The 20831-nt window shown below is 59.9% G+C and carries 15 protein-coding genes and 1 pseudogene; 12 read left to right on the top strand and 4 right to left on the bottom strand.

The window, feature by feature from the left end:
- The first annotated feature begins 59 nt into the window (after positions 1-59).
- Together AAAV44_RS06320 and AAAV44_RS06315 are read left to right on the top strand one after the other, a co-directional pair.
- On the top strand, positions 60-476 hold the full coding sequence (locus AAAV44_RS06320; RefSeq protein ID WP_117746523.1) for a helix-turn-helix transcriptional regulator: 417 nt from the start codon (positions 60-62) through the stop codon (positions 474-476).
- A gap of 306 nt (positions 477-782) precedes the next feature.
- On the top strand, positions 783-3083 hold the full coding sequence (locus AAAV44_RS06315) for a hydratase (protein WP_349115045.1): 2301 nt from the start codon (positions 783-785) through the stop codon (positions 3081-3083).
- Between the two features lie 464 nt (positions 3084-3547).
- On the opposite strand, the gene AAAV44_RS06310 is transcribed toward AAAV44_RS06315, so the two are convergent.
- Positions 3548-4216 (bottom strand): hypothetical protein, encoded by a 669-nt coding sequence (locus AAAV44_RS06310; protein ID WP_349115044.1) that lies wholly within the window; start codon positions 4214-4216, stop codon positions 3548-3550.
- 219 nt (positions 4217-4435) lie between these two features.
- On the opposite strand from AAAV44_RS06310, the gene AAAV44_RS06305 reads away from it, so the two are divergent.
- The 4 genes from AAAV44_RS06305 to AAAV44_RS06290 all read left to right on the top strand — a co-directional run bounded on the left by AAAV44_RS06305 (position 4436) and on the right by AAAV44_RS06290 (position 10178).
- A complete protein-coding gene (locus tag AAAV44_RS06305; protein WP_349115043.1) occupies positions 4436-5122 on the top strand; it encodes a hypothetical protein in 687 nt (228 codons plus the stop codon).
- 447 nt (positions 5123-5569) lie between these two features.
- The gene (gene clpB / locus AAAV44_RS06300) at positions 5570-8197 is read left to right on the top strand and encodes an ATP-dependent chaperone ClpB (RefSeq protein ID WP_138375308.1); all 2628 of its coding nucleotides are present in this window, start codon (positions 5570-5572) and stop codon (positions 8195-8197) included.
- Positions 8198-8328: 131 nt separating this feature from the next.
- Positions 8329-8502, top strand: a complete 174-nt coding sequence (locus AAAV44_RS06295; protein ID WP_195535670.1) for a hypothetical protein — start codon at positions 8329-8331, stop codon at positions 8500-8502.
- A 323-nt stretch (positions 8503-8825) separates the two neighbouring features.
- Entirely contained in the window at positions 8826-10178 is a 1353-nt protein-coding gene (locus AAAV44_RS06290) for an ATP-binding protein (RefSeq protein WP_349115042.1), read from the top strand.
- Between the two features lie 72 nt (positions 10179-10250).
- On the opposite strand, the gene AAAV44_RS06285 is transcribed toward AAAV44_RS06290, so the two are convergent.
- The 3 genes and pseudogenes from AAAV44_RS06285 to AAAV44_RS06275 all read right to left on the bottom strand — a co-directional run bounded on the left by AAAV44_RS06285 (position 10251) and on the right by AAAV44_RS06275 (position 13717).
- On the bottom strand, positions 10251-11747 hold the full coding sequence (locus AAAV44_RS06285) for a hypothetical protein (protein ID WP_349115041.1): 1497 nt from the start codon (positions 11745-11747) through the stop codon (positions 10251-10253).
- A 236-nt stretch (positions 11748-11983) separates the two neighbouring features.
- A pseudogene (locus AAAV44_RS06280) lies at positions 11984-12991 on the bottom strand (DUF5692 family protein).
- A gap of 63 nt (positions 12992-13054) precedes the next feature.
- Complete coding sequence (locus AAAV44_RS06275) at positions 13055-13717, bottom strand: TetR/AcrR family transcriptional regulator (RefSeq protein ID WP_349115039.1); 663 nt, start codon at positions 13715-13717, stop codon at positions 13055-13057.
- A 187-nt stretch (positions 13718-13904) separates the two neighbouring features.
- Here AAAV44_RS06275 and AAAV44_RS06270 point away from each other — a divergent pair, with 187 nt between their 5' ends.
- The 6 genes from AAAV44_RS06270 (at position 13905) to AAAV44_RS06245 (ending at position 20804) form a co-directional block, all read left to right on the top strand.
- Positions 13905-16682: an FAD-dependent oxidoreductase gene (locus AAAV44_RS06270; protein WP_349115038.1), complete on the top strand. Its 2778-nt coding sequence runs from the start codon at positions 13905-13907 to the stop codon at positions 16680-16682.
- 32 nt (positions 16683-16714) lie between these two features.
- Positions 16715-17143, top strand: a complete 429-nt coding sequence (locus AAAV44_RS06265; protein ID WP_349115037.1) for a hydrogenase maturation nickel metallochaperone HypA — start codon at positions 16715-16717, stop codon at positions 17141-17143.
- Positions 17144-17521: 378 nt separating this feature from the next.
- On the top strand, positions 17522-18511 hold the full coding sequence (locus AAAV44_RS06260; protein WP_349115036.1) for a PTS sugar transporter subunit IIB: 990 nt from the start codon (positions 17522-17524) through the stop codon (positions 18509-18511).
- Positions 18512-18529: 18 nt separating this feature from the next.
- A complete protein-coding gene (locus tag AAAV44_RS06255) occupies positions 18530-19348 on the top strand; it encodes a PTS mannose/fructose/sorbose transporter subunit IIC (protein ID WP_006235195.1) in 819 nt (272 codons plus the stop codon).
- Positions 19349-19364: 16 nt separating this feature from the next.
- The gene (locus AAAV44_RS06250) at positions 19365-20285 is read left to right on the top strand and encodes a PTS system mannose/fructose/sorbose family transporter subunit IID (protein ID WP_349115034.1); all 921 of its coding nucleotides are present in this window, start codon (positions 19365-19367) and stop codon (positions 20283-20285) included.
- A gap of 120 nt (positions 20286-20405) precedes the next feature.
- A complete protein-coding gene (locus AAAV44_RS06245) occupies positions 20406-20804 on the top strand; it encodes a DUF956 family protein (RefSeq protein ID WP_006235193.1) in 399 nt (132 codons plus the stop codon).
- Positions 20805-20831 lie beyond the last annotated feature (27 nt).

Genomic DNA, 20831 nt, shown 5'->3' with positions numbered 1-20831 from the left:
CACACCCGCGCCCGCGGGCTTATGATGGACGATAACGAGACGGAAAGGGGTCAGGTAGCATGGCCGAGGACAATAGGAATAAACCGCTGTACATGATCAGCGTGGCGGCCGAGTTGACCGGCATGCATCCGCAGACTCTGCGCGTCTACGAGTCCAAGGGCCTGGTGAACCCCCAGCGCTCGGGCGGCAACACGCGCCTGTATTCGCGCGCCGATATCGAGCGCCTGGAGCTCATCAACCAGCTGACCGACGAGGGCATCAACCTTGCCGGCGTGGTGCGCATCCTCGATATGAAGGAGCGTGCCGAGGAGCGCGAGCGCGAGAACGAGAAGCTCCGCGCCCGCGTACGCCAGCTCGAAGATGAGCTGCACGAGTACAAGATGCAGAAGAAGATTACCGCCCTGGCCCCGCGCGACGGCTCAGTCAACCCCGAGCAAGTCATGCGCAAGCTTTTGGGCGCGGGAACCGATCTTTAGTTACGGCGGCTCTACGACGCAAATCCTAACAATATGAGAGTGGATAATCTCCCACTTTTGGTCCGCTTGAGGGCTAGAAACGGGAGGTTATCCACTCCCATTTTTGGCTGGCACTTGGGGACGTTCCTTCTGTGCCGGCACTTTGGGACACTCCTTGTCAGGAGAGTGATGCAAGGTGCTCGTCCTATGCTTTACCGAGATAAAGTGAACGTGTAGATTCGCAACCCACTCGTAACCGTTCTATGGCACGATATTGAACGAATGTATGCTATGCGCCCAAATCTCTTGGGCAGAGTGGGAGACAGTATGGTCAAGCTGTACGAGGACGGCATCTACCTGCGCGGCGGCAGCGAGGTTGTGCCTGCGGCCGAGGCTGCCGAGCGCGGTATTAAGCAGACGCCCGAGGATGCCAAGCGCGGCACCATCGCGTATTCGATCCTTCAAGCACACAACACGTCCGGCGACCCCGAGGCGCTCAAGATTCGCTTCGACGCCATGGCGAGCCACGACATCACCTTTGTCGGCATCATCCAGACGGCGCGCGCCTCGGGCATGGAGCAGTTTCCGCTGCCTTACGTGCTTACCAACTGCCATAACTCGCTGTGTGCCGTGGGCGGCACCATCAACGAGGACGACCACGTCTTTGGTCTCTCGGCTGCCAAGAAGTACGGCGGCATCTTCGTCCCGCCGCACATCGCCGTCATCCACTCCTTTATGCGTGAGAATTTCGCCGGCTGTGGCAAGATGATCCTGGGCTCCGACTCGCACACCCGCTACGGCGCTCTGGGCACCATGGCCGTGGGCGAGGGCGGTGGCGAGCTGGCAAAGCAGCTGCTGCGCGACACCTACGATGTCGCCTATCCCGGCGTCGTTGCCATCTACCTCACGGGCGCCCCGCGCCCCGGCGTTGGCCCGCACGACGTGGCGCTCGCCATCATCCGTGCCGTCTTTGCCAAGGGTTACGTTAAGAACAAGGTTATGGAGTTCGTGGGCCCCGGTATCGCGAGCATGACGACCGACTACCGCAACGGCGTCGACGTCATGACCACCGAGACCACCTGCCTGTCGAGCATCTGGGCCACCGACGAGGACACGCACGCGTTTTTGACCATGCACGGTCGCGGCGAGGACTACCGCGAGCTCAAGCCCGCCGATGTTGCCTACTACGACGGCTGCGTCGAGGTCGATCTGTCGAGCATCAAGCCCATGATCGCGCTGCCGTTCCATCCTTCCAACGGCTTTGAGATCGATGAGCTCAACGAGAACCTCGAGGACATCCTGCACGAGGTTGAGCTCGAGGCTGCCAAGATCGGCGAGGGCAAGACGCACTTTAGCCTGCTCGACAAGATCGTCGACGGCAAGCTGCACGTGCAGCAGGGCGTTATCGCCGGCTGCTCGGGCGGCAACTACGACTCCGTGGTGCAGGCGGCCCGCGTGCTCAAGGGCGCCAACACCGGCTGCGGCGAGTTCTCGCTGTCGGTCTATCCCACGAGCCAGCCCGTGGCACTTGAGCTTACACGCCGCGGCTATATCTACGACCTTATGGAGGCTGGCGCGATTGTGCGCACGGCATTCTGCGGCCCGTGCTTCGGCGCCGGCGACACGCCCGCCAACAACGGCCTGTCCATCCGCCACACAACGCGCAACTTCCCCAATCGCGAGGGTTCCAAACCGGGCAACGGTCAGCTGAGCGCCGTGGCCCTGATGGACGCTCGCTCCATTGCGGCGACGGCTGCCAACGGCGGCGTCCTGACGCCGGCGACCGACCTGCCCGAGGAGACTTGGGACGAGGGCTGCGAGTACGCCTTTGACGACGCGCCGTACAAGAAGCGCGTGTACTGGGGCTTTGGCAAGGCTGAGCCGGCCGACGAGCTGGTCGAGGGCCCCAACATCAAGCCGTGGCCCGCGATGGAGCCTCTCGGCGACGACATCCTGCTCAAGGTGTGCTCCAAGATCATGGACCCGGTCACTACGACCGACGAGCTCATTCCCTCGGGCGAGACGAGCTCCTTCCGCTCCAACCCGCTGGGTCTGGCCGAGTTTACGCTCAGCCGTCGCGACCCTGCCTACGTGGGCCGCTCCAAGGAGGTCGACGCGGTGGAAAAGCGCCGCGTTGCCGGCGAGGCAGCGGGCGACCTGGTGGCACTCGATGCCGAGCTTGCCAGCGTGTTTGAGGCGCTGACCGGCGCGGGTGTCGCGGCCGATGCCAAGGCGACTGAGTACGGCTCCATGCTCTATGCCAAGAAGCCCGGTGACGGTTCTGCCCGCGAGCAGGCCGCGAGCTGCCAGCGCGTAATTGGCGGCCTGGCCAACATCGTCCACGAGTACGCCACCAAGCGCTATCGCTCCAACGTGATGAACTGGGGCATGGTGCCCTTCCAGATGGAGGCCGAGCCCAGCTTTGAGGTGGGCGACTACGTCTTTGTGCCGGGTATCCGCGCCGCGCTCGATGGCGACCTGAAGGGCATCGCCGCCTACGTGGTGCGCGCCGATGGTGCGGTCGAGCAGATTGAGCTCTACATTGCCGATATGACGGCAGAGGAGCGTGCCATCGTCAAGGCTGGCTGCCTGATCAACTACAACAAGTTCAAGGCCGCTGCCGAGTAACCCTGCTGTACGCCCCGGCCACACCTTTCCCTCGTGCTCACGCGCTTCGCGAGGGTCGCCCGAGGGAAAGGTGTGGCCGGGGCTACCGCGACGTTTTCGTTGGGTCTTGAGGGACGCTAATAAATAGACTTGCTTGATGCCGCCTCTGTTAATGGGGCGGCTTCTTTTTGTCGAAAACCACCACGAAGGGGCAGGCGCCTTTGTGGTGGTCCGCGGTTTGTCTCGTTCTGTAACAGGTAGACCCTTATTTGCCGAGTAGTTATTACAGATTTAGATAAACGGGAACTGCTGAACATTTCGTCTCGATCTGTAACATCTGAGGTCCAAAACGGCAGCTAGATGTTACAGATCGAGATGGTGAACGCCGGGGCCGAAGATCATCACAAAGGCTCCTGTCCCCTTTGTGGTGGTGGGGGCGAGCTCGATGTTGCCGTGCTCGTTGAACGACATTCTAATGAGCGTCTCTACAGAATTTCATCCGGGCTGGCGGGTTTGGTTGTTTTGGGGATGCCGAGTTTGGATGACGCGAAATCGTCAACATTGTCCTTAATTCCGTCTTTGGTGTAGACAGTGACCATATAGGTGCTGTGTCCGAATTCGCCCTTGTCGCGTGTTGCCCAGGCATCCCAGTAGGCGGCCCCGTTTCGCCCTTTGATTTTTCCGACACGGCGGAGTTCTGTTCGCTTTAATTTCTGGTTGCTATAGATGGTTCGACCGGTCTCCTCGGTGAGCCCGCACTGTCCAAGCATCTTGTCGAGGACTTGGTTCATGTGGCGCTCATCGGTGTTTGGTGCGTAGTCGTAGGCGAGGGTGATGGAGTCGAGTGGCTGGTCGTCGATTAGATAGTTTAGCGCCTGAGGTTCAAGGCAGAAATAGGGGGAGCATCCGTCGACCTTGCCGAGCAACGGTAACTTGGACTGCCAACTTCCGGTGGGAATTGCATATTCGTAGAACACGCCACGGCAGACAAAGGAGAGCGAGGTGGCACGCGAGCCGGCGTCGATCATCCCGCAAAGATCGAAGGGCGAGGCGATACCAAAAGAAAAGGGCGTGATGACGATAAGGAAGAGCATCACGATGGGTATGGCGAGAATGGCGATGAGGTTACGACCGGTGGAATGAGACGGCTTCACATGCGCTCCTCGAGACAAAGATCTGTTGAGGATAGGCAGAAATGGATATGTTCAGAGAACAATTCAAGTTTAATCTCATGGCGCGAGATGGTCGACCGTTAGCGTCGAAAACCACCACAAAGGTGCCTGTCCCCTTTGTGGTGGTGAGGAGCGCGCGGCTTCTTTTGGTAATAGTGTTAGCTGGCGGTATCATTAGTGCAGGTGGCGAAGGTTTGCATTGTGGGGTGTTTTGCCGTGAGCCGTTCTGCCCGTATTGGATTGATTGTCTTGGCGCTTGCGATCGCTGTGGTTGGCGCGGGCGCTGTCGGTATGGCATTTCTACCTGCTGCGGTGACGGAGCCGGTGGTCAAGCCTGTGACTCAATCTGTCGAACTTCTGACCGGCGACGACAAGCCCGAGACCATTACCGTTGATTTTGATGAGCAGCCGGCTGTGCTGGGTATTAGCAATTATCCGAGTATTCAGCTTGGGGCCATGCGCTATACCACGGATACAAGCCTGATCGATAGGGCGTCCGAGCTACTCAAGGGCAAAACATTTAAGCGTTGGTACGGATATGCGTCCTATCGGGCAAAAGCGAACGACATGGTTGGCGGATGCCACTCTTCCATCGAGCTGGACACTGCAAACGGCGCAAAGTTATGTGATGTCTCGTACGATCCGGGTTACGAGGGCAATGAGGGTCCGGGTATTTACATCATGGCCGGCGATGCAGCCTATGTCATGGAGGGCGACCAGGCCGAGCTCAACGATTTTATGGGTCAGTGTATCCAAGATGCCTATGAACAGACCTGCTTGCCCGACCCGCAGACTGCACGCGATAGTGGGTCTGCCCGTATATGGCTCTTCGAGGATGAGATGCCCTGGAGCGGCGAATCGGGAAGCACGGGTTCGGCAAGTAAATAGAGACTGCAACCACCACAAAGGTACCCGTCCCCTTTGTAGTAGTTCTCGGTTTGTCTCGATCTGTAACATCTTGGCCGCTAAAAGTGGGCCTGGTGTTACAGATTTAGATTTTCGATTCGGGTGTCTTCTGTTTGTCTCAATCTGTAACAGATAGGGCCCTATTTGCCGAGTAGTTGTTACAGATTTAGATAAACGGGCGCCGCTGAGCATTTCATCTCGATCTGTAACATCTAGGATCAAAAATGGCTGCTAGATGTTACAGATCGAGACGGTAGTGCGCCTGGGCAGCGGCGGGCTGACATCTCAGTACCCTATCCATCAATCACTCAGAAAATCTTATATATAGAGACTTAGATTTGTGTATAAGATTGTACAAAGCTGGCAACAATACTTCTCGAACAACGTGAAGCCGCCCCGTAGGGCGGCCACCCCAAGAGAGGTGATTCCATGAGAATCGATAAGCTAGCAATGACGTCGCGCGAGGCGCTGCAGACCGCCATGAGCACGGCTGCCGACGCGCAGGCCGGCGCGGTGGAGCCGATTCACCTGCTGTCCGCCCTGCTCGGTGCCGGCGAGCGCAATATCTCCGTGATCATCGAGCGCATCGGTGCCGACCCGGCTCAGCTTGCACGCTCCACGCAGGATGCCATTGACCACGCGCCCAAGGTTTCCGGCGAGGGTCAGCAGATGGGTCTTTCCAACGAGCTCGTCCGCGTTATCGAGAAGGCCGAGAAGAAGGCCACCAAGATGGGCGACAGCTTTGTGGTGACCGAGCATTTGCTGATGGCGCTTGCCGAGGACAAGGGCGAGGCCGGTCGTGTACTGCGCGACGCCGGCGTCACCAAGGAGCGCATCGAGCAGGTCTACGAGGAGCTGCGCGGCGATGACCGCGTGACGTCTGCCGAGGACAAGACCCAGTTTGAGGCGCTGGAGCAGTACGGTCGCAATATCTGCGACCTTGCCCGCGCCGGCAAGCTCGACCCGGTCATCGGCCGTACCGACGAGATCCGCCGTACCATTCAGGTCCTGTCCCGCCGCACCAAGAATAACCCCGTGCTTATCGGTGAGCCGGGCGTCGGCAAGACGGCCATCGTCGAGGGCATCGCTCAGCGTATCGTGGCCGGCGACGTGCCGAGCACCCTGCGCGACCGCGACCTCATCGAGCTCGACATGAGCGCGCTGGTCGCCGGCGCCAAGTACCGCGGCGAGTTCGAGGACCGCTTGAAGGCTGTACTCAAGGAAGTCCAAAAGTCCGAAGGCAAGGTCATCCTGTTCATCGATGAGCTCCATACCATCGTGGGCGCGGGTGCCACCGAGGGCTCCATGGACGCCGGCAACATCCTCAAACCGGCGCTCGCCCGTGGCGACCTGCACGCGATCGGCGCGACCACGCTCGACGAATACCGCAAGTACATCGAGAAGGACGCGGCGCTCGCCCGTCGTTTCCAGACCGTGATGGTCAGCGAGCCTACCGTCGAGGACACCATCTCGATCCTGCGTGGCCTGAAGGAGAAGTACGAGATCTTCCACGGCGTGCATATCACCGATAGCGCGCTCGTGGCAGCTGCCGACCTCTCCGATCGCTACATCGCCGACCGCTTCCTGCCCGACAAGGCCATCGACCTGGTCGATGAGGCGGCAAGCCGCCTGCGCATGGAGCTCGACAGCATGCCGGTCGAGATCGATGCCACCACGCGTCAGCTCACCCAGCTGCAGATCGAGGAGCAGGCGCTCATGAAAGAGACCGACGACGCCTCCAAGGAGCGTCTGGAGGCCCTGCGCCAAGAGATTGCCGAGGTCCAGGAAAAGCTCAATGTGCAAAAGGCCGGCTGGCTCAACCAAAAGAACGCCATCGACCACGTGCAGGAGCTCAAGGGGCAGCTCGACGAGGCCAAGAGCGAGGAGGAGCGTGCGACGCGCAACGGCGACCTGGGCCGTGCGTCCGAGCTGCGCTACTCCGTGATTCCGGGCCTGCAGCAGCAGATTCAGGATTCCGAGGCCGCGCTCGAGGCACAAAAGCAGCAGGACGGCGAGGGCCTCAACGAACAGGTGACCTCCGATGAGATCGCCGAGGTCGTGAGCGCCTGGACCGGCGTGCCCGTCTCCAAGATGATGCAGGGCGAGCTCGACAAGCTGAAGGGCTTGGAGGGCGAGCTGCATAAGCGCGTCATCGGCCAGGACGAGGCCGTCTCCGCCGTCGCCGCGGCCGTGCGCCGCAGCCGTGCGGGTCTCTCCGATCCAGACAAGCCCATCGGCAGCTTCTTCTTCCTGGGCCCCACCGGCGTGGGCAAGACCGAGCTCGCCAAGGCGCTGGCCGAGTGCCTGTTCGACGACGAGCGCGCGCTCGTGCGTATCGACATGTCCGAGTACATGGAGAAATTCAGCGTCCAGCGTCTGATCGGTGCGCCGCCGGGATACGTGGGCTACGACGAGGGCGGCCAGCTCACTGAGGCCGTTCGCCGTCGTCCGTACTCCGTGATCTTGCTCGACGAGATGGAGAAGGCCCATCCGGATGTCTTCAACGTGCTGCTGCAGGTGCTCGACGACGGCCGCCTGACCGATGGCCAGGGTCGCCAGGTGTCCTTCAAGAACACGATCATCATCATGACGTCTAACGTGGGCTCCAAGGCTATTGCCGAGCTTTCCGGCAAGGACGAGGAGGAGATGCGCCATCAGGTCGACGCGGCCATGGCTCAGACCTTCCGCCCCGAGTTCCTCAACCGTATCGATGATATCGTGGTGTTCCATCCGCTTGGCATGGCGCAGATCGAGAAGATCGTCGATATTCAGCTCGCCGACGTCCGTGCACGTCTGGCCAAGGAGCGCATGACGCTTGCCATCACCCCGGCGGCCAAGCAGATGCTCGCCGTGGGCGGCCTGGATCCGGTCTTTGGTGCCCGTCCGCTCAAGCGTCTGGTGCAGCGTGAGGTTGTCGATGCCATCGCAGCGGCCATCATCGACGGCACGGTGCGCGAGGGCGATCAGGTGACGGTCGATGTCGACAAGGACGGCGGCTTTACCGTCGTGTGCGATAACACGCCGGCGGCCACCTACGAGGTCCCCGACGCCGAGTAGATTTTGGGCCATGCCTTAAAATCTACCAGCCGTCTCTAAACGCCAAGGGCGGCGGATCCAATCGGGTCCGCCGCCCTTTTTCGTGCGACAATCGATGATGTTGAGCGGATGCGATGCAAGGAGCTATGCAGATGAAAGACGAGATCAAGACAAGCGCGCCGGCGCCCAGGCCCACGTCCAAACCGGCGCCCAAGCCGCGCGACCCCTACATCCGTGCCGAGAACGAGGACGATGACGGTTACGACCCCTACAGCGACCGACGCCCCGAGCGTGAGCCGATGTTCGAAGCCGATCCGTGGCGCTGAGTGCCATCCCAAAAAGTTTCCAATAAGTTGCGGTGAAATAGGGACTGTTTTGCGGTTTGAACAGCAAAAACAGTCCCTATTTCACCGCAACTGCGTTAGGGATTTTTCTACAGGGGGAGGGTAGTCATAAAAGCCCCGTCCCAAATTGACTGCTCGGGGAGTCGCATTCGAGCTCGGTTGTCCTCTTAGCCACTCGATATCCTTCGGAGCAATAACGGTGATAAAACTTGCTTAAGTGCTAATCAAACTACACACAATCTTGCTCTCTAGCTAATCAAGAATCAGTATAATTTTGATTAGCTAGAGAGCAAGATTGGAGAATCATGGCATTCAACGACTTGATCGCCCAGAAAATAAAGGACTTTGAACAGCAGGGGGTTCCGCAGGTCTTTGAGCGAGACCTTGATCTGGGAAACCCACAGGAGCCAAAGCGCGACAACATCGTAAATGTGGTTGTGGGGGCCCGCCGTTGTGGAAAGACGTATCGCCTGTATCAGGAGATGCAGCGGCTTCAGGGCCGGGGCGTCGAGCTTGACCGGATGCTTTACTTTAATTTTGAGGACGAGCGCTTGCGCCCGTATGAGTCATCGCTGCTGGCGGACGTGCTCGACACGTTCTATGCGCTGTATCCTGCTGCTCGAACCGAGGGCGCTTACATTTTCTTTGACGAGATCCAGGAAATTCCCGAATGGGGTGCGTTTCTGCGGCGTGTAGTCGATACGGAGAAAGCGACCGTCTATGTGACGGGATCTTCTTCTAAGATGCTGTCCTCAGAGCTTAAGAGCGAGTTCAGGGGTCGTTCTCTTATACGGGAGCTTTTTCCGTTGAGTTTTTCGGAATACGTTCGGTATAAGACGGGGAGCGTTTTCGAGCCAGATGCGACCTTTTCCCCAAGCGATGCAGCGCTGCTTCGACATCATCTGATCGGATATCTTGAACGAGGGGGATTCATCGCGACGCTTGAGCAGACGCCCGCAGACGCGATTCAGCTGCTACAGGAATATGCTTCGCGAACGGTCGCTATGGACGTCATTGAGCGTTACGACGTCAAGAACCCTCGCCTGGCATCGCTGTTCCTAACGCGGTGTATGGCATCTTCGGGACGAGAGCTGTCGGTGAACAAAGTGTACAACGAGTTCAAGAGCAGGCAGATACCCGTCAGTCGTAATTCGCTCAGCGACTTACTTGAGTATTATGAGGACGCCTACCTGCTGTTCTCCGTGCCGGAGTTCACGCGTTCACTGGCAAATAACATGCGGTCTGCGTCTAAGGTCTACGCTGTCGACCCTGCGATGTTTGGAGCATTCTCTCCCGCATCGGCATTGGACCAGGGCCAGAGGCTCGAGACCGCAGTGTTCAATGCGCTAAGAAGAAGGACTCCCGCGGTGAGGACCGGCTCGGTCTGCCGCCTGCTGATCAAAGAGAAGAGCAAAAGCCATGAGGTGGACTTTGTGGCTGGGGACGCACTTCTCATGCGGGCTTATAGCCTGATTCAGGTGAGTGTGGATATGGCAAGTGAGAAAACGCGCGAGCGCGAAATTGCCGCGCTTGATGCCTCGATGGCCCAGTTCGATCTTGGCGAGTCGGCAATCGTTACCATGGATGAGCAGGCCGATATTCCATGCGAACACGGTGTGGTACACGTTGTGCCCGCATGGAAGTGGCTCCTTGCCTAATCATCTACGGATCGTGGGGCCAGGACCTCCTGGTCCCTTCATCACGGTTGGGGAGCACCATGATGCGCCCGGCTAGTCCTGGGCTTTGATGCTCGGCAGGAGAATCTGGGCTAGGTAGTCGGTCTCGAGTTTGGTCGCGGCGTCAGCCTTGCCGTCTTTGCCGACCAGCACGTTCTTGATCTGGCTATAGGTGTAGCGGTTGCCGGTCGTAAGCTCGACAAGCTCAATGGCCGTGTCCATGGGGTAGGTCGACACGGGGTCTTGCGTGCGTCCGTTGATGGTCTGGGGCACCACGTACGGATAGACGGGGCCGCTGGCGTAGACGGTGTAGCCGTTGCCTAGGCCGACCGTGCCCAAAACCGTATCGCCGTCGTCGGGCGTAAAGGTCTCGCCATCGCGCACCGCGACGAGCGTCACGAGCGGTGTGTTGGTGTCGCCGTCCAGATAAATGCACAGCGTGTTGCCGTTCTGCCAGGTTGCGACCTTGCCATACCACTCAACCGGAATATCGAGCTGATACAGGTTCGTCGCCTTGTGCCGAGCGTCGGCATCGCGGGCGGACTGAGCCTCGCTTGCGCTTACGGCGTTGGCGGCGGCATCGCGGCGCGTAATTGCCGCCTGCTGGAGTATCTTTGCCGCGGCGGCAGAGCTCGCGCCGCCTTCTTCGGCGTACTTGGCGGCGGCATCGATCTGGTCGTCGGTCACCGTGTCGGCTGAGGGCACCTTAAGCTTAAAGGTGGCTTGAGCGCGCAGATCCTGCCCGTCATTCTTGACCGTAACCTGGGCCTTGGTGGTCGGGACGGTGTAGATGGTGCCGTCGGCCGCGATGGGGGAGGCGGCGATGGAGAACGTGTAATCGCCGGGCAGCAGCTTAATGCCGCGACCGTGCTCGTCAACGTAGAGCGTTTCGCTCACGGAAGAACCGTCAGAATCCTGACCGCTCACCTGCACGGGAATCTTGGAGCCAGTTGAGCAGTCGAGCCCCGCGGCATGTACGCCAATTTGCACCGACATCATGGTATGGGCGTTTGCGGCAACCACGGCGGCCTGCTCTTGCCGGTATCCATTCCAAGCGGCATAGCCTGCGCCGCCGGCGACAAGCGCGACGGCTACGACGCCTGCCACCATCAGGTTGCGGCGCTTGGGCGACATCTTACGGTGACGAACCTCGGCTTCGCGTGCCGAAGGAACGGACGGTAGGGGAATATCGCCCATGGCGATGGTCTCGTCCACGGCAGGCGCAGAGCCTAAGCCAGGGAGCTCGCGGGTCAGCGAATCTTCGGCCGGCAAGTTGTCGAGCAAGATGGTTTCCTCGCTCGTGTCGGATCCGGGCTGGTCGTCGGCCTCGCTTTCGGTGTCTTCGTGATCTGCCTCATCCTCGGCAGGCTCAACGTCGCCTGTATCCTGATCATCGGGCTGCGCCTCGATTTCCGGCTCATCCTGCACATCAACGCTCGAATCGTCAAACGCAACATCGTCAAGCGAAATCCGGTCTAGGCTCTCCAGGGCCTCGGCACACGCTTCTGCATCTTGGACCGCGTCCTCTTGGCCCGTCGTCTCATCTTTCATATATCCCCCAAGCTCAATATCGGGACAACACTGTACCCAAAAACAGGACCCTATAGAGCCGCCTCATGATTTGAAATCCGATTTTATATATGCGCATGTTTTTGAATAGATGAATAGAGACGCAACGACAAAAGCCCCCGAAAAGCGAGCGAAACGCTTTCCGGGGGCTCTGCGAGGCATTGGATGAAAAACCTGGCGGGCGGGCCTATGCCCAGGCGCCAACAGCGACCAACATGTTACTCGGCGTGAGCGTAATCGACCTTGGCGCGACGAGCGGTGGCCTTCTCCCAATCGCTGGTGCCCTCAAAGACATCCTGCTTGTAGGGATTGCGGCCGAGCTTCTTGGCGCGGTAGGCGATGTAGATGATCGCGGCGACGTTGGCGACCAGCGCGGCAATCGAGACCGCGGTGGCGGCGCCGGGGTCGAGCGTGGAGTGGGTCACAAAGATGGACTCCTCCTGGAAGTAGGGGAACACCTGGGCAAACATGCACCAAATGGCCAGCGTAAAGGCGCGGTTCTGGATCCAGCCGCCCTTGTTCCAGATAAAGGCGGCGACGGTGGGCGCCAGCAGCAGTGCAAAGCCGCAGAACCAGGAGTGGGTGGGCAGGCAGTTGTAGGTGTAGCAGAAGTTCCAGATATCGTAGGCGATGATGTAGACCCAGGTCATATCGGGCCACAGCATGTCGGTCTGATCCTCGGAGGCGTAGACGCTCCACCAACCGGTCATGCAGAAGATGTTGATGATACCGGCGATGCCGTTGAACACGTTGTTTCAGCCGGCCAGCTGCGTGGCACCTTCGGAGGTGACCCAGGTGGACTCGCCCAGGACAAAGAAGTGATAGGCGCTCTCGAAGTCGGACACGACGGCGATCATGATGTTGATGGCGACGATCACAAACGGCCATGCGCGGAACCAATGCGCCTTGCCGATCTTTCCCCACTGGTACTTAATGGCAATGAAGCCCCAGCAACCGGCGAGCGCCGCGTATACCTTGGCGTAGTGGAACCAGCTGTTCTGGTACACATGGGTGGGGTTGGTGAGCGCCCACTCGGCACCCTGCGAAACGCCCACGGCGATGGCGACGCAGTAGATGGTCATGGCCAGCGGAGCCACGCCAAAGATGATTGCCGCGCCGAGCTTGGTGCGGCGGCCGACCTCGTTGAGCACGATCAGGCCGATAAAGACCATGGCCCAGCCGGCCCAGTGGATAAGGGTATCGCTACCCCAAACATCGAACAGCATGCTGCTCTCCTTTCACACGCCCGCGGCCCCTCTTCTGATCGCGGGCAGTTTGGCCAAATGTCGTCAGTTCTGGGGCATGCGCTCCGGATACTTGGCGGTGTAGCCCTCGATGTGGAGCGTCGAGGCGATGATTTCCTTGACCGTCTCGTCGGGCACATCGGGGTGCGTGCGGATATACATCAACAACCCCATGATGAGGGTGTAGAACGTCTCGTAGACATGGTCGATGCGTAGCTCATGATGGGCGACAAAATCCACTACGGTGGTGTCGCAGATATACTGCGCCACGCGCTGGACCACGTTGTGCAAAAAGCCGCCGTAGAGCGCGCCGCTGCTCGAGGTAAGCGTGCTCGGCAGCTCGTGGCCGCTGGCGACCAGGCGCTTAAAGAGCGGGGCGACGGTGTCGAGCGCGCCCTCGATATCACCGACGGTGCGGTCGGCGTTCCACTGCTCGAGTTCGGAGATAAAGCCGTCGATCGCCTCGTCCATAACAGCGGTGACGGCGGCGTCCATGTCGGCGAAGTAGTGGTAGAACAATGAACGCGTACAGCCGGCTCGCTTGGTCACGGCCGATACCGATAGGTGGGATACGCCCAGCTCGGAGCTTACGGTGCGCACGGCATCGAGGATCTCGCGACGGCGTTCGTCGCCCGTCAGGCGCTTTGCCGCGCTATCGGATGCGGGGACGGCATCGACTACAGAGGTACCTGCTGTGTTGTTGCCCATGTTTTGCCGCCTTTCATCCTCTTTTGCCTGACCGTTCGCCTAACAGTCTTGAATATTGTTGACGGTTCGTCAATACTATTTTTGACACAATGTCAACAATGGCGGGTGAACGGCATGGGGCATGCCCGGCCTGCAAAAAAGAGGGGCGCTGCGGCCTCGTCGGGCTGCGGCAAGAGAAGGGACAACCATGATTCTCAACGGACCGGGGATTAGCTACACCGAGCCCGACATCGGTTCGGAGTTCGTGCCGCCGCTGCCGGAGCATCCGCGCGAGGCCATCGTCAAGCTGTGCGAGCACTGCACCAACCGCCTGCTGCATCGCGACGAGCTGCTGGGCTACGAGTACTGGTCGTTTGCCGAGGCCGCGACCGACGAGCAGGCCGAAGTGCTCTGCAAGATGAAGATGCGCCGTCCCTATACGCTGTCCGAGATGGTCAAGCTCACCGGCATGCCCGAAGCCGATATCGAGAAGATGCTCGACGATATGAGCTACACGGGCCTGCTCGAGTACAACTGGGAAAACCCCGAGCGCGCCAAGCAATGGGTGTTGCCCATGCTGGTGCCGGGTTCCGCCGAGTTCCTCAACATGCGCGTGAGCCAGCTCGAGGAGCACCCGGTCTATGCCAAGTTCTTTGAGCAGGCGTCCAAGGGACCGCTGTCCAAGGCCACGCCGATGGTGCCGCCCGGAGGCGCCGGTATCGGCATGCATGTCATTCCGGTCGAGAAGGCTATCGACGCCGCGAGCACCTCGGTGCCGATCGAGCATATCGAGCATTGGCTCGACAAATACGATGGCAAATATGCCGCTAGCACCTGCAGCTGCCGCGCGAGCCGTCGCGTGATGGGTGAGGGCTGCGCCGACGACCCCGCCGACTGGTGCATTGCCGTGGGCGATATGGCCGACTATGTGGTTGAGACCGACCGCGGCCATTACGTGACGCGCGACGAGGTCTACGACATCCTGCGCCAGGCCGAGGACAACGGCTTTGTGCACCAGATCACCAACATCGACGGCGAGAACAAGATCTTCGCCATCTGCAACTGCAACGTCAACGTGTGCTACGCCCTGCGCACCTCGCAGCTGTTCAACACGCCCAACCTGTCGCGCTCGGCCTATGTCGCCAAGGTCGAGAAGGACAAGTGCGTGGCCTGCGGTCGCTGCGTTGAGGTGTGTCCGGCCGGCGCCGCCAAGCTGGGCCAGAAGCTCTGCAGCAAAAAGGTGGGCGGACAGGTGCCCGAGTATCCGCGCCAGGAGCTGCCCGATGCCACCAAGTGGGACCACACCAAGTGGTCGCCCAACTACCGCAACGACAACCGCATCGAGACGCATGAGTCCGGCACCGCTCCCTGCAAGACGGCCTGCCCCGCGCACGTTGCCGTTCAGGGCTATTTGAAGCTCGCGGCTCAGGGTCGCTATGACGAGGCCCTAGCACTCATTAAGCGCGAGAACCCGCTGCCCGCTATCTGCGGCCGTGTGTGCAACCGCCGCTGTGAGGATGCCTGCACCCGCGGTCGTGTGGACGCCGCCGTGGCCATCGACGAGGTCAAGAAGTTCATCGCCCAGCGCGATCTGGATGCCGCGACCCGCTACGTCCCGCCCGTGGTTACGCCGACGCGCGCTGGCGGCTTTGATCAGAAGATCGCCATCATCGGTGCCGGTCCGGCCGGCCTGTCCTGCGCTTTCTACCTGGCCGAGAAGGGCTACAAGCCCGTCGTGTTCGAGAAGAACGAGCGCCCGGGTGGCATGCTCACCTATGGCATTCCCAGCTTTAAGCTGCAGAAGGATGTTATCGAGGCCGAGGTCGAGATCATTCGCCTGATGGGTGCCGAGTTCCGCTATGGCGTGGAGGTCGGTCGTGATGTGACACTCGACGAGCTGCGCGAGCAGGGCTTTAAGGCCTTCTACGTTGCCATTGGCTGCCAGGGCGGCCGCCTTGCCGGTATTCCGGGTGAGGATGCCGAGGACGTGACCGTGGCCGTCGACTTTTTGCTCGAGGTCAACAGTGGCAAGATCGACGCGTTGCCCGGCCGCACCATTGTGGTGGGCGGCGGCAACGTGGCTATCGATGTCGCGCGCAACGCCTGCCGTCTGGGTTCCGAGCACGTTGAGATGTTCTGCCTGGAGAGCGAGGCTCAGATGCCCGCCAGCGAGGAGGAGCGTCGCGAGGCCGTTGAGGACGGCGCTCACATCAGCTGCGGCTGGGGCCCCAAGGAGATTCACCTGGACGAGGCCGGTCGTGTGTGCGGTATCACCTTCAAGCGCTGCACGCGTGTCTTTGACGACGAGGGCCGTTTTGCGCCCGAGTACGACGAGAACGATCTGCGCCGTGTCGACGCCGACCGTGTCGTCATGTCGATTGGCCAGTCCATTGTGTGGGGCGACTTGCTGGCTGGCTCCAAGGTGGAGCTCGGCCGTGGCCAGGGCGCCCTTGCCGATCCCCAGACTTACCAGACCGCCGAACCCGACATCTTTGTGGGCGGTGACGTCTACACTGGTCCCAGCTTTGCCATCGATGCCATCGCCGCCGGTCACGAGGCCGCCGTGTCCATCCATCGCTTTGCGCAGCCGGGCTCCACGCTCACCATCGGCCGCAACCAGCGCCGCTACACCGCGCTCGACCGCAACGACGTTGTGCTCGAGAGCTACGACAACGCGAGCCGCGAGGTTGCCCACGTGGACCGCGAACGCGAGAAGGCTGCGCCGTTTAGCGAGTATGTTGAGACCTTTACCGAGGAGCAGGTGCGCGCCGAGACCGCCCGCTGCCTGGGCTGCGGCGCCTCGATCGTCGACCCCAACAAGTGTATCGGCTGCGGTCTGTGCACTACCAAGTGCGCGTTCGACGCCATCCATCTGGATCGCGACCGCCCCGAGTGCTCCACGATGGTCAAATACGAGCAAAAGCTCCCAAGCCTCGGCAAGTATGCTTTGAAGCGCGTCATCAAGATTAAGTTCGGTCGCAAGTAAGTAGTCATAACGGGAACGGCGGAAGGAAATAAATGCACGAGCTCGGAATCGTCTATCACATCATTCGTGATGTTGAGAATGTGGCGCGCGCCAATGGCGTGAGTCGCGTTTCGAGCGTCACGCTGCTGCTGGGCGAGGTCTCGGGCGTCGTTCCCGACTTGCTGCTCGACGCCTGGCGCTGGGCGGCAGATAAAAAGTCCATTACCGAGGGTGCGGAGCTTCTTGTGGAGCCTGTCGAGGCCGTGACGCATTGCGAGGCGTGCGGCCGCGACTATGCGACCGTCGAGCACGGCAAGACCTGCCCTCATTGCGGCAGCGGCGAAACATACCTGCTGCAGGGCCAGGAGGTCATGATCAAGCAGATCGAGACCCCCGACGAGGACCCGGCAGGCGCTGCCCCCGATGGCCCTTCCGACGCTCCCGACGCCGTCGACGCCGCCAACCCCCTCCACATCGTCTAGTCCTTAGTCGTTGGGGACGTTCTTACATGACTAGTCAAACAAGAACGTTCCCAACGACTACTTGCGCTAGAACATAAGTCACGAAAATAGTCAAGCCATGTCTGTTTAAACAAAATAGCAGCAGTACAAGTACATTCGCACTTGCTTAAAATCATTATTAATGAACAGCCTGCTTGTATCTGTAAAGTACATGGCTTGATGAGCAACGCTTTGGCGGGTAATGAGTCGAAAAGCAGCAACGTAACCAATTTGTAACAAACTTAGACGTTTAAACAAATAATCCAACCTTTTGCGAATTTAGCTAGAATTCCACAATCCAAACAGGTATACTCCTTTCATGTCGTGTAGGAAATACGTAGACAAAAAGGAGGTTATGTGATGGTAAGTATTGTTCTTGCTAGCCACGGGGACTTGGCAGCTGGAATCAAGCAGACGGGCTCGATGGTCTTTGGCGATCAGCCGTCTGTTGCCGTGGTCTCGCTCGAGCCGAGCATGGGCCCCGACGACTTCCGTGCCAAGGTCGAGGAAGCAGTCGCTTCCTTCGAGGACCAGGAGCAGGTGCTCTTCCTCGTTGATCTGTGGGGCGGCACGCCGTTCAACCAGATCAGCGGGCTCATCGAGGGCCACGATTCCTGGGCTATCGTCACCGGTGTCAACCTGCCTATGCTCATCGAGGCATATTCGCAGCGCTTTGACGCAAAGAACACTGCACATACGATCGCAAAACATCTCGTGACTGAGGCTAAGGCTGGCGTGCGCGTCAAGCCCGAGTCTCTGGAGCCCGAGGAGAAGAAGCCGGCTGCAGCCGCCGCTGCTCCTGCAGGCGCCATCCCTCCGGGAACGGTCATCGGCGATGGGCACATCAAGATCGCCCACGTCCGTATCGACACCCGTCTGCTTCATGGTCAGGTGGCCACCACGTGGACCAAGCAGATCAACCCCAACCGCATCATCGTGGTTTCCGACGGCGTTGCTCACGACGAGCTCCGCAAGACCATGATCGAGCAGGCTGCCCCTCCGGGAGTCCATGCCAACGTCGTGCCCATCAAGAAGATGGCCGAGGTCGTCAAGGACACGCGCTTTGGTGACACCAAGGCCATGCTGCTCTTCGAGAACCCGCAGGATCTGCTCAAGGCCATCGAGGCCGGCGTCGACATCAAGGAAGTCAACATCGGTTCCATGGCTCACTCCAAGGGCAAGGTCGTCGTCACCAACGCCGTCGCTATGGGCGATGACGACGTCAAGACTCTCGAGGCCCTCAAGGCCAAGGGCGTCAAGTTCGAGGTCCGCAAGGTTCCTTCGGATTCCTCCGAGGATCTCGACGCCATGTTGAAGAAAGCTAAGGCCGAACTGGCCGCTCAAGCATAGTAAAGGAGGGTCCGATACATGTCTGCAATCACTATTCTGCTTGTTGCGATTGTCGCGTTGCTTGCCGGTATGGAAGGCATTCTGGATGAGTTCCAGTTCCATCAGCCGCTCGTGGCATGCACGCTTATCGGTCTCGTAACCGGTCACCTTCAGGAGGGCATCCTCCTGGGCGGTTCGCTCCAGATGATGGCCCTTGGCTGGGCTAACGTCGGCGCCGCTGTCGCGCCTGACGCCGCTCTGGCCTCGGTCGCTTCTTCGATCATCATGGTGCTCGCCCTCAACGGTGGCGCCACCGATTCGGCCAAGGCCGTTACCACCGCTATCGCCGTCGCCGTCCCGCTGTCGGTCGCTGGTCTGTTCCTGACCATGATCTGCCGTACCATTGCTACCGCTATCGCTCACGCCATGGACGGTTGCGCCGAGAAGGGCGACTTCTCCGGCATCGAGCGCTGGCAGTATGCTGCCATCCTCATGCAGGGCCTTCGTATCGCCATCCCGGCAGTGCTTCTGTGCGTCATCCCGGCCGAGGCCGTTACCAACGCGCTTAACGCTATGCCCGACTGGCTGTCCGGCGGCATGGCTGTCGGCGGCGGCATGGTCGCTTCCGTCGGTTACGCCATGGTCATCAACATGATGGCCACCAAGGAGACCTGGCCGTTCTTCGTCCTCGGCTTTGTCCTTGCTGCCATCCCTCAGCTCACGCTGATCGCCCTTGGTCTCATCGGCATCTCCCTTGCCCTCATCTACCTTGGCCTTAAGGATCTGGCCAAGCAGGGTGGCGGCATGGGCGGTGGCTCCGGCGACCCGCTCGGCGACATTCTGAACGATTACGAGTAGGAGGGGAGTGATACATATGGCAGAGAACAAGATTCAGCTCACCAAGGCTGACCGCAAGAAGGTTTGCTTCCGTCATCAGTTCCTTCAGGGCTCGTGGAACTACGAGCGTATGCAGAACGGCGGCTGGTGCTTCGCAATGATCCCTGCGATCAAGAAGCTCTACATCAGCAAGGATGACCAGATTGCCGCTCTTAAGCGCCACCTGGAGTTCTATAACACCCACCCCTATGTTTCCGCCCCCGTCATTGGCGTTACCCTCGCTCTCGAGGAGGAGCGCGCCAACGGTGCTCCGATCGATGACGTCGCCATTCAGGGCGTCAAGGTCGGTATGATGGGCCCGCTCGCCGGCGTCGGCGACCCCGTCTTCTGGTTCACCCTTCGCCCGATTCTGGGCGCTCTGGGCGCTTCCCTGGCCATGTCCGGCAGCATCGTCGGTCCGCTGCTGTTCTTCTTCGCGTGGAACATCATCCGTTACGCTTTCCTGTGGTACACGCAGGAGTTTGGCTACAAGGTCGGCTCCTCCATCGCCAAGGACCTCTCCGGTGGTCTGATGGGCAAGGTCACCGAGGGCGCTTCCATCCTGGGTATGTTCATCATCGGCGCCCTGGTCGAGCGCTGGGTGTCCATTTCCTTCACCCCGATCGTCTCCACGGTCAAGCAGTCTGCTGGCGCCTTTATCGACTGGGCTAGCCTGCCCTCCGGTTCCGAGGGTATCAAGGAAGCGCTGACGATGTACAACTCCGTCGGTGCTACCGCCCTTGATCAGATGAAGGTCACCACGCTTCAGGCCAACCTCGATCAGCTCATCCCCGGCCTTGCCGCCGTGTGCCTGACCCTGCTGGTCTGCAAGCTCCTCAAGAAGAAGGTCAGCCCGATCGTCATCATCCTGGCTCTCTTCGCCGTCGGCATCATCGGTCGCTTCTGCGGCTTCATGTAAGCACGCTTCGGCTTAAGACCGAGAATTGCTAGGCAAGGGCTTTTGAGCCATTGAAACGGACCGCACCCGGTGGGTACACTGGATGCGGTCCGATTGTTTTATTTGGAGGGCGAGGCGCGCATGGCGCAATCTCAGAACAGCACGGTCGATCTGGCAACGCCGGCAACCTGCCTGATGGGGCTTACCAGCCACGGTAACGTGATGGTGGGCAATAAGGCGTTCGAGTATTACAACGAGCGCAATCCCGAGGATTATATTCAAATCCCGTGGGACGAGGTCGACTATATTGCCGCCGAGGTTTTACGCGGCACCAAGAAGATCACGCGTTTTGCCATCTTCACCAAGGACAACGGTCACTTTACGTTTTCGACGCGCGACGACAAAGAGACGCTTCGTGCTGTCCGCAAGTACGTCGACGAGGATAAGCTTGTGCGTTCGCCCGACTTTATCGATGTGACGGCCAAGGGCGCCAAGAGCATCCCCTCCGTTATCAAAAACCTCTTCCACAAAGGCAACTAGCTCTTCACAAGTTGCGGTGAAATAGTT

The organism is Collinsella sp. CLA-AP-H1 (assembly GCF_040092945.1).
GTDB lineage: Bacteria > Actinomycetota > Coriobacteriia > Coriobacteriales > Coriobacteriaceae > Collinsella.
Note: the sequence above shows the minus strand (reverse complement) of the source record. Positions and strands in the feature narration are given on the sequence as shown.

Bases quoted from the DNA above. Each gene is read 5' to 3' on its own strand.
- AAAV44_RS06315 (WP_349115045.1), top strand. From the start codon at position 783: ATGGTCAAGCTGTACGAGGACGGCATCTACCTGCGCGGCGGCAGCGAG.
- AAAV44_RS06265 (WP_349115037.1), top strand. From the start codon at position 16,715: ATGCACGAGCTCGGAATCGTCTATCACATCATTCGTGATGTTGAGAAT.
- AAAV44_RS06245 (WP_006235193.1), top strand. From the start codon at position 20,406: ATGGCGCAATCTCAGAACAGCACGGTCGATCTGGCAACGCCGGCAACC.
- AAAV44_RS06260 (WP_349115036.1), top strand. From the start codon at position 17,522: ATGGTAAGTATTGTTCTTGCTAGCCACGGGGACTTGGCAGCTGGAATC.
- clpB (WP_138375308.1), top strand. From the start codon at position 5,570: ATGAGAATCGATAAGCTAGCAATGACGTCGCGCGAGGCGCTGCAGACC.
- AAAV44_RS06320 (WP_117746523.1), top strand. From the start codon at position 60: ATGGCCGAGGACAATAGGAATAAACCGCTGTACATGATCAGCGTGGCG.
- AAAV44_RS06275 (WP_349115039.1), bottom strand. From the start codon at position 13,717: ATGGGCAACAACACAGCAGGTACCTCTGTAGTCGATGCCGTCCCCGCA.
- AAAV44_RS06255 (WP_006235195.1), top strand. From the start codon at position 18,530: ATGTCTGCAATCACTATTCTGCTTGTTGCGATTGTCGCGTTGCTTGCC.
- AAAV44_RS06285 (WP_349115041.1), bottom strand. From the start codon at position 11,747: ATGAAAGATGAGACGACGGGCCAAGAGGACGCGGTCCAAGATGCAGAA.
- AAAV44_RS06250 (WP_349115034.1), top strand. From the start codon at position 19,365: ATGGCAGAGAACAAGATTCAGCTCACCAAGGCTGACCGCAAGAAGGTT.
- AAAV44_RS06270 (WP_349115038.1), top strand. From the start codon at position 13,905: ATGATTCTCAACGGACCGGGGATTAGCTACACCGAGCCCGACATCGGT.
- AAAV44_RS06295 (WP_195535670.1), top strand. From the start codon at position 8,329: ATGAAAGACGAGATCAAGACAAGCGCGCCGGCGCCCAGGCCCACGTCC.
- AAAV44_RS06290 (WP_349115042.1), top strand. From the start codon at position 8,826: ATGGCATTCAACGACTTGATCGCCCAGAAAATAAAGGACTTTGAACAG.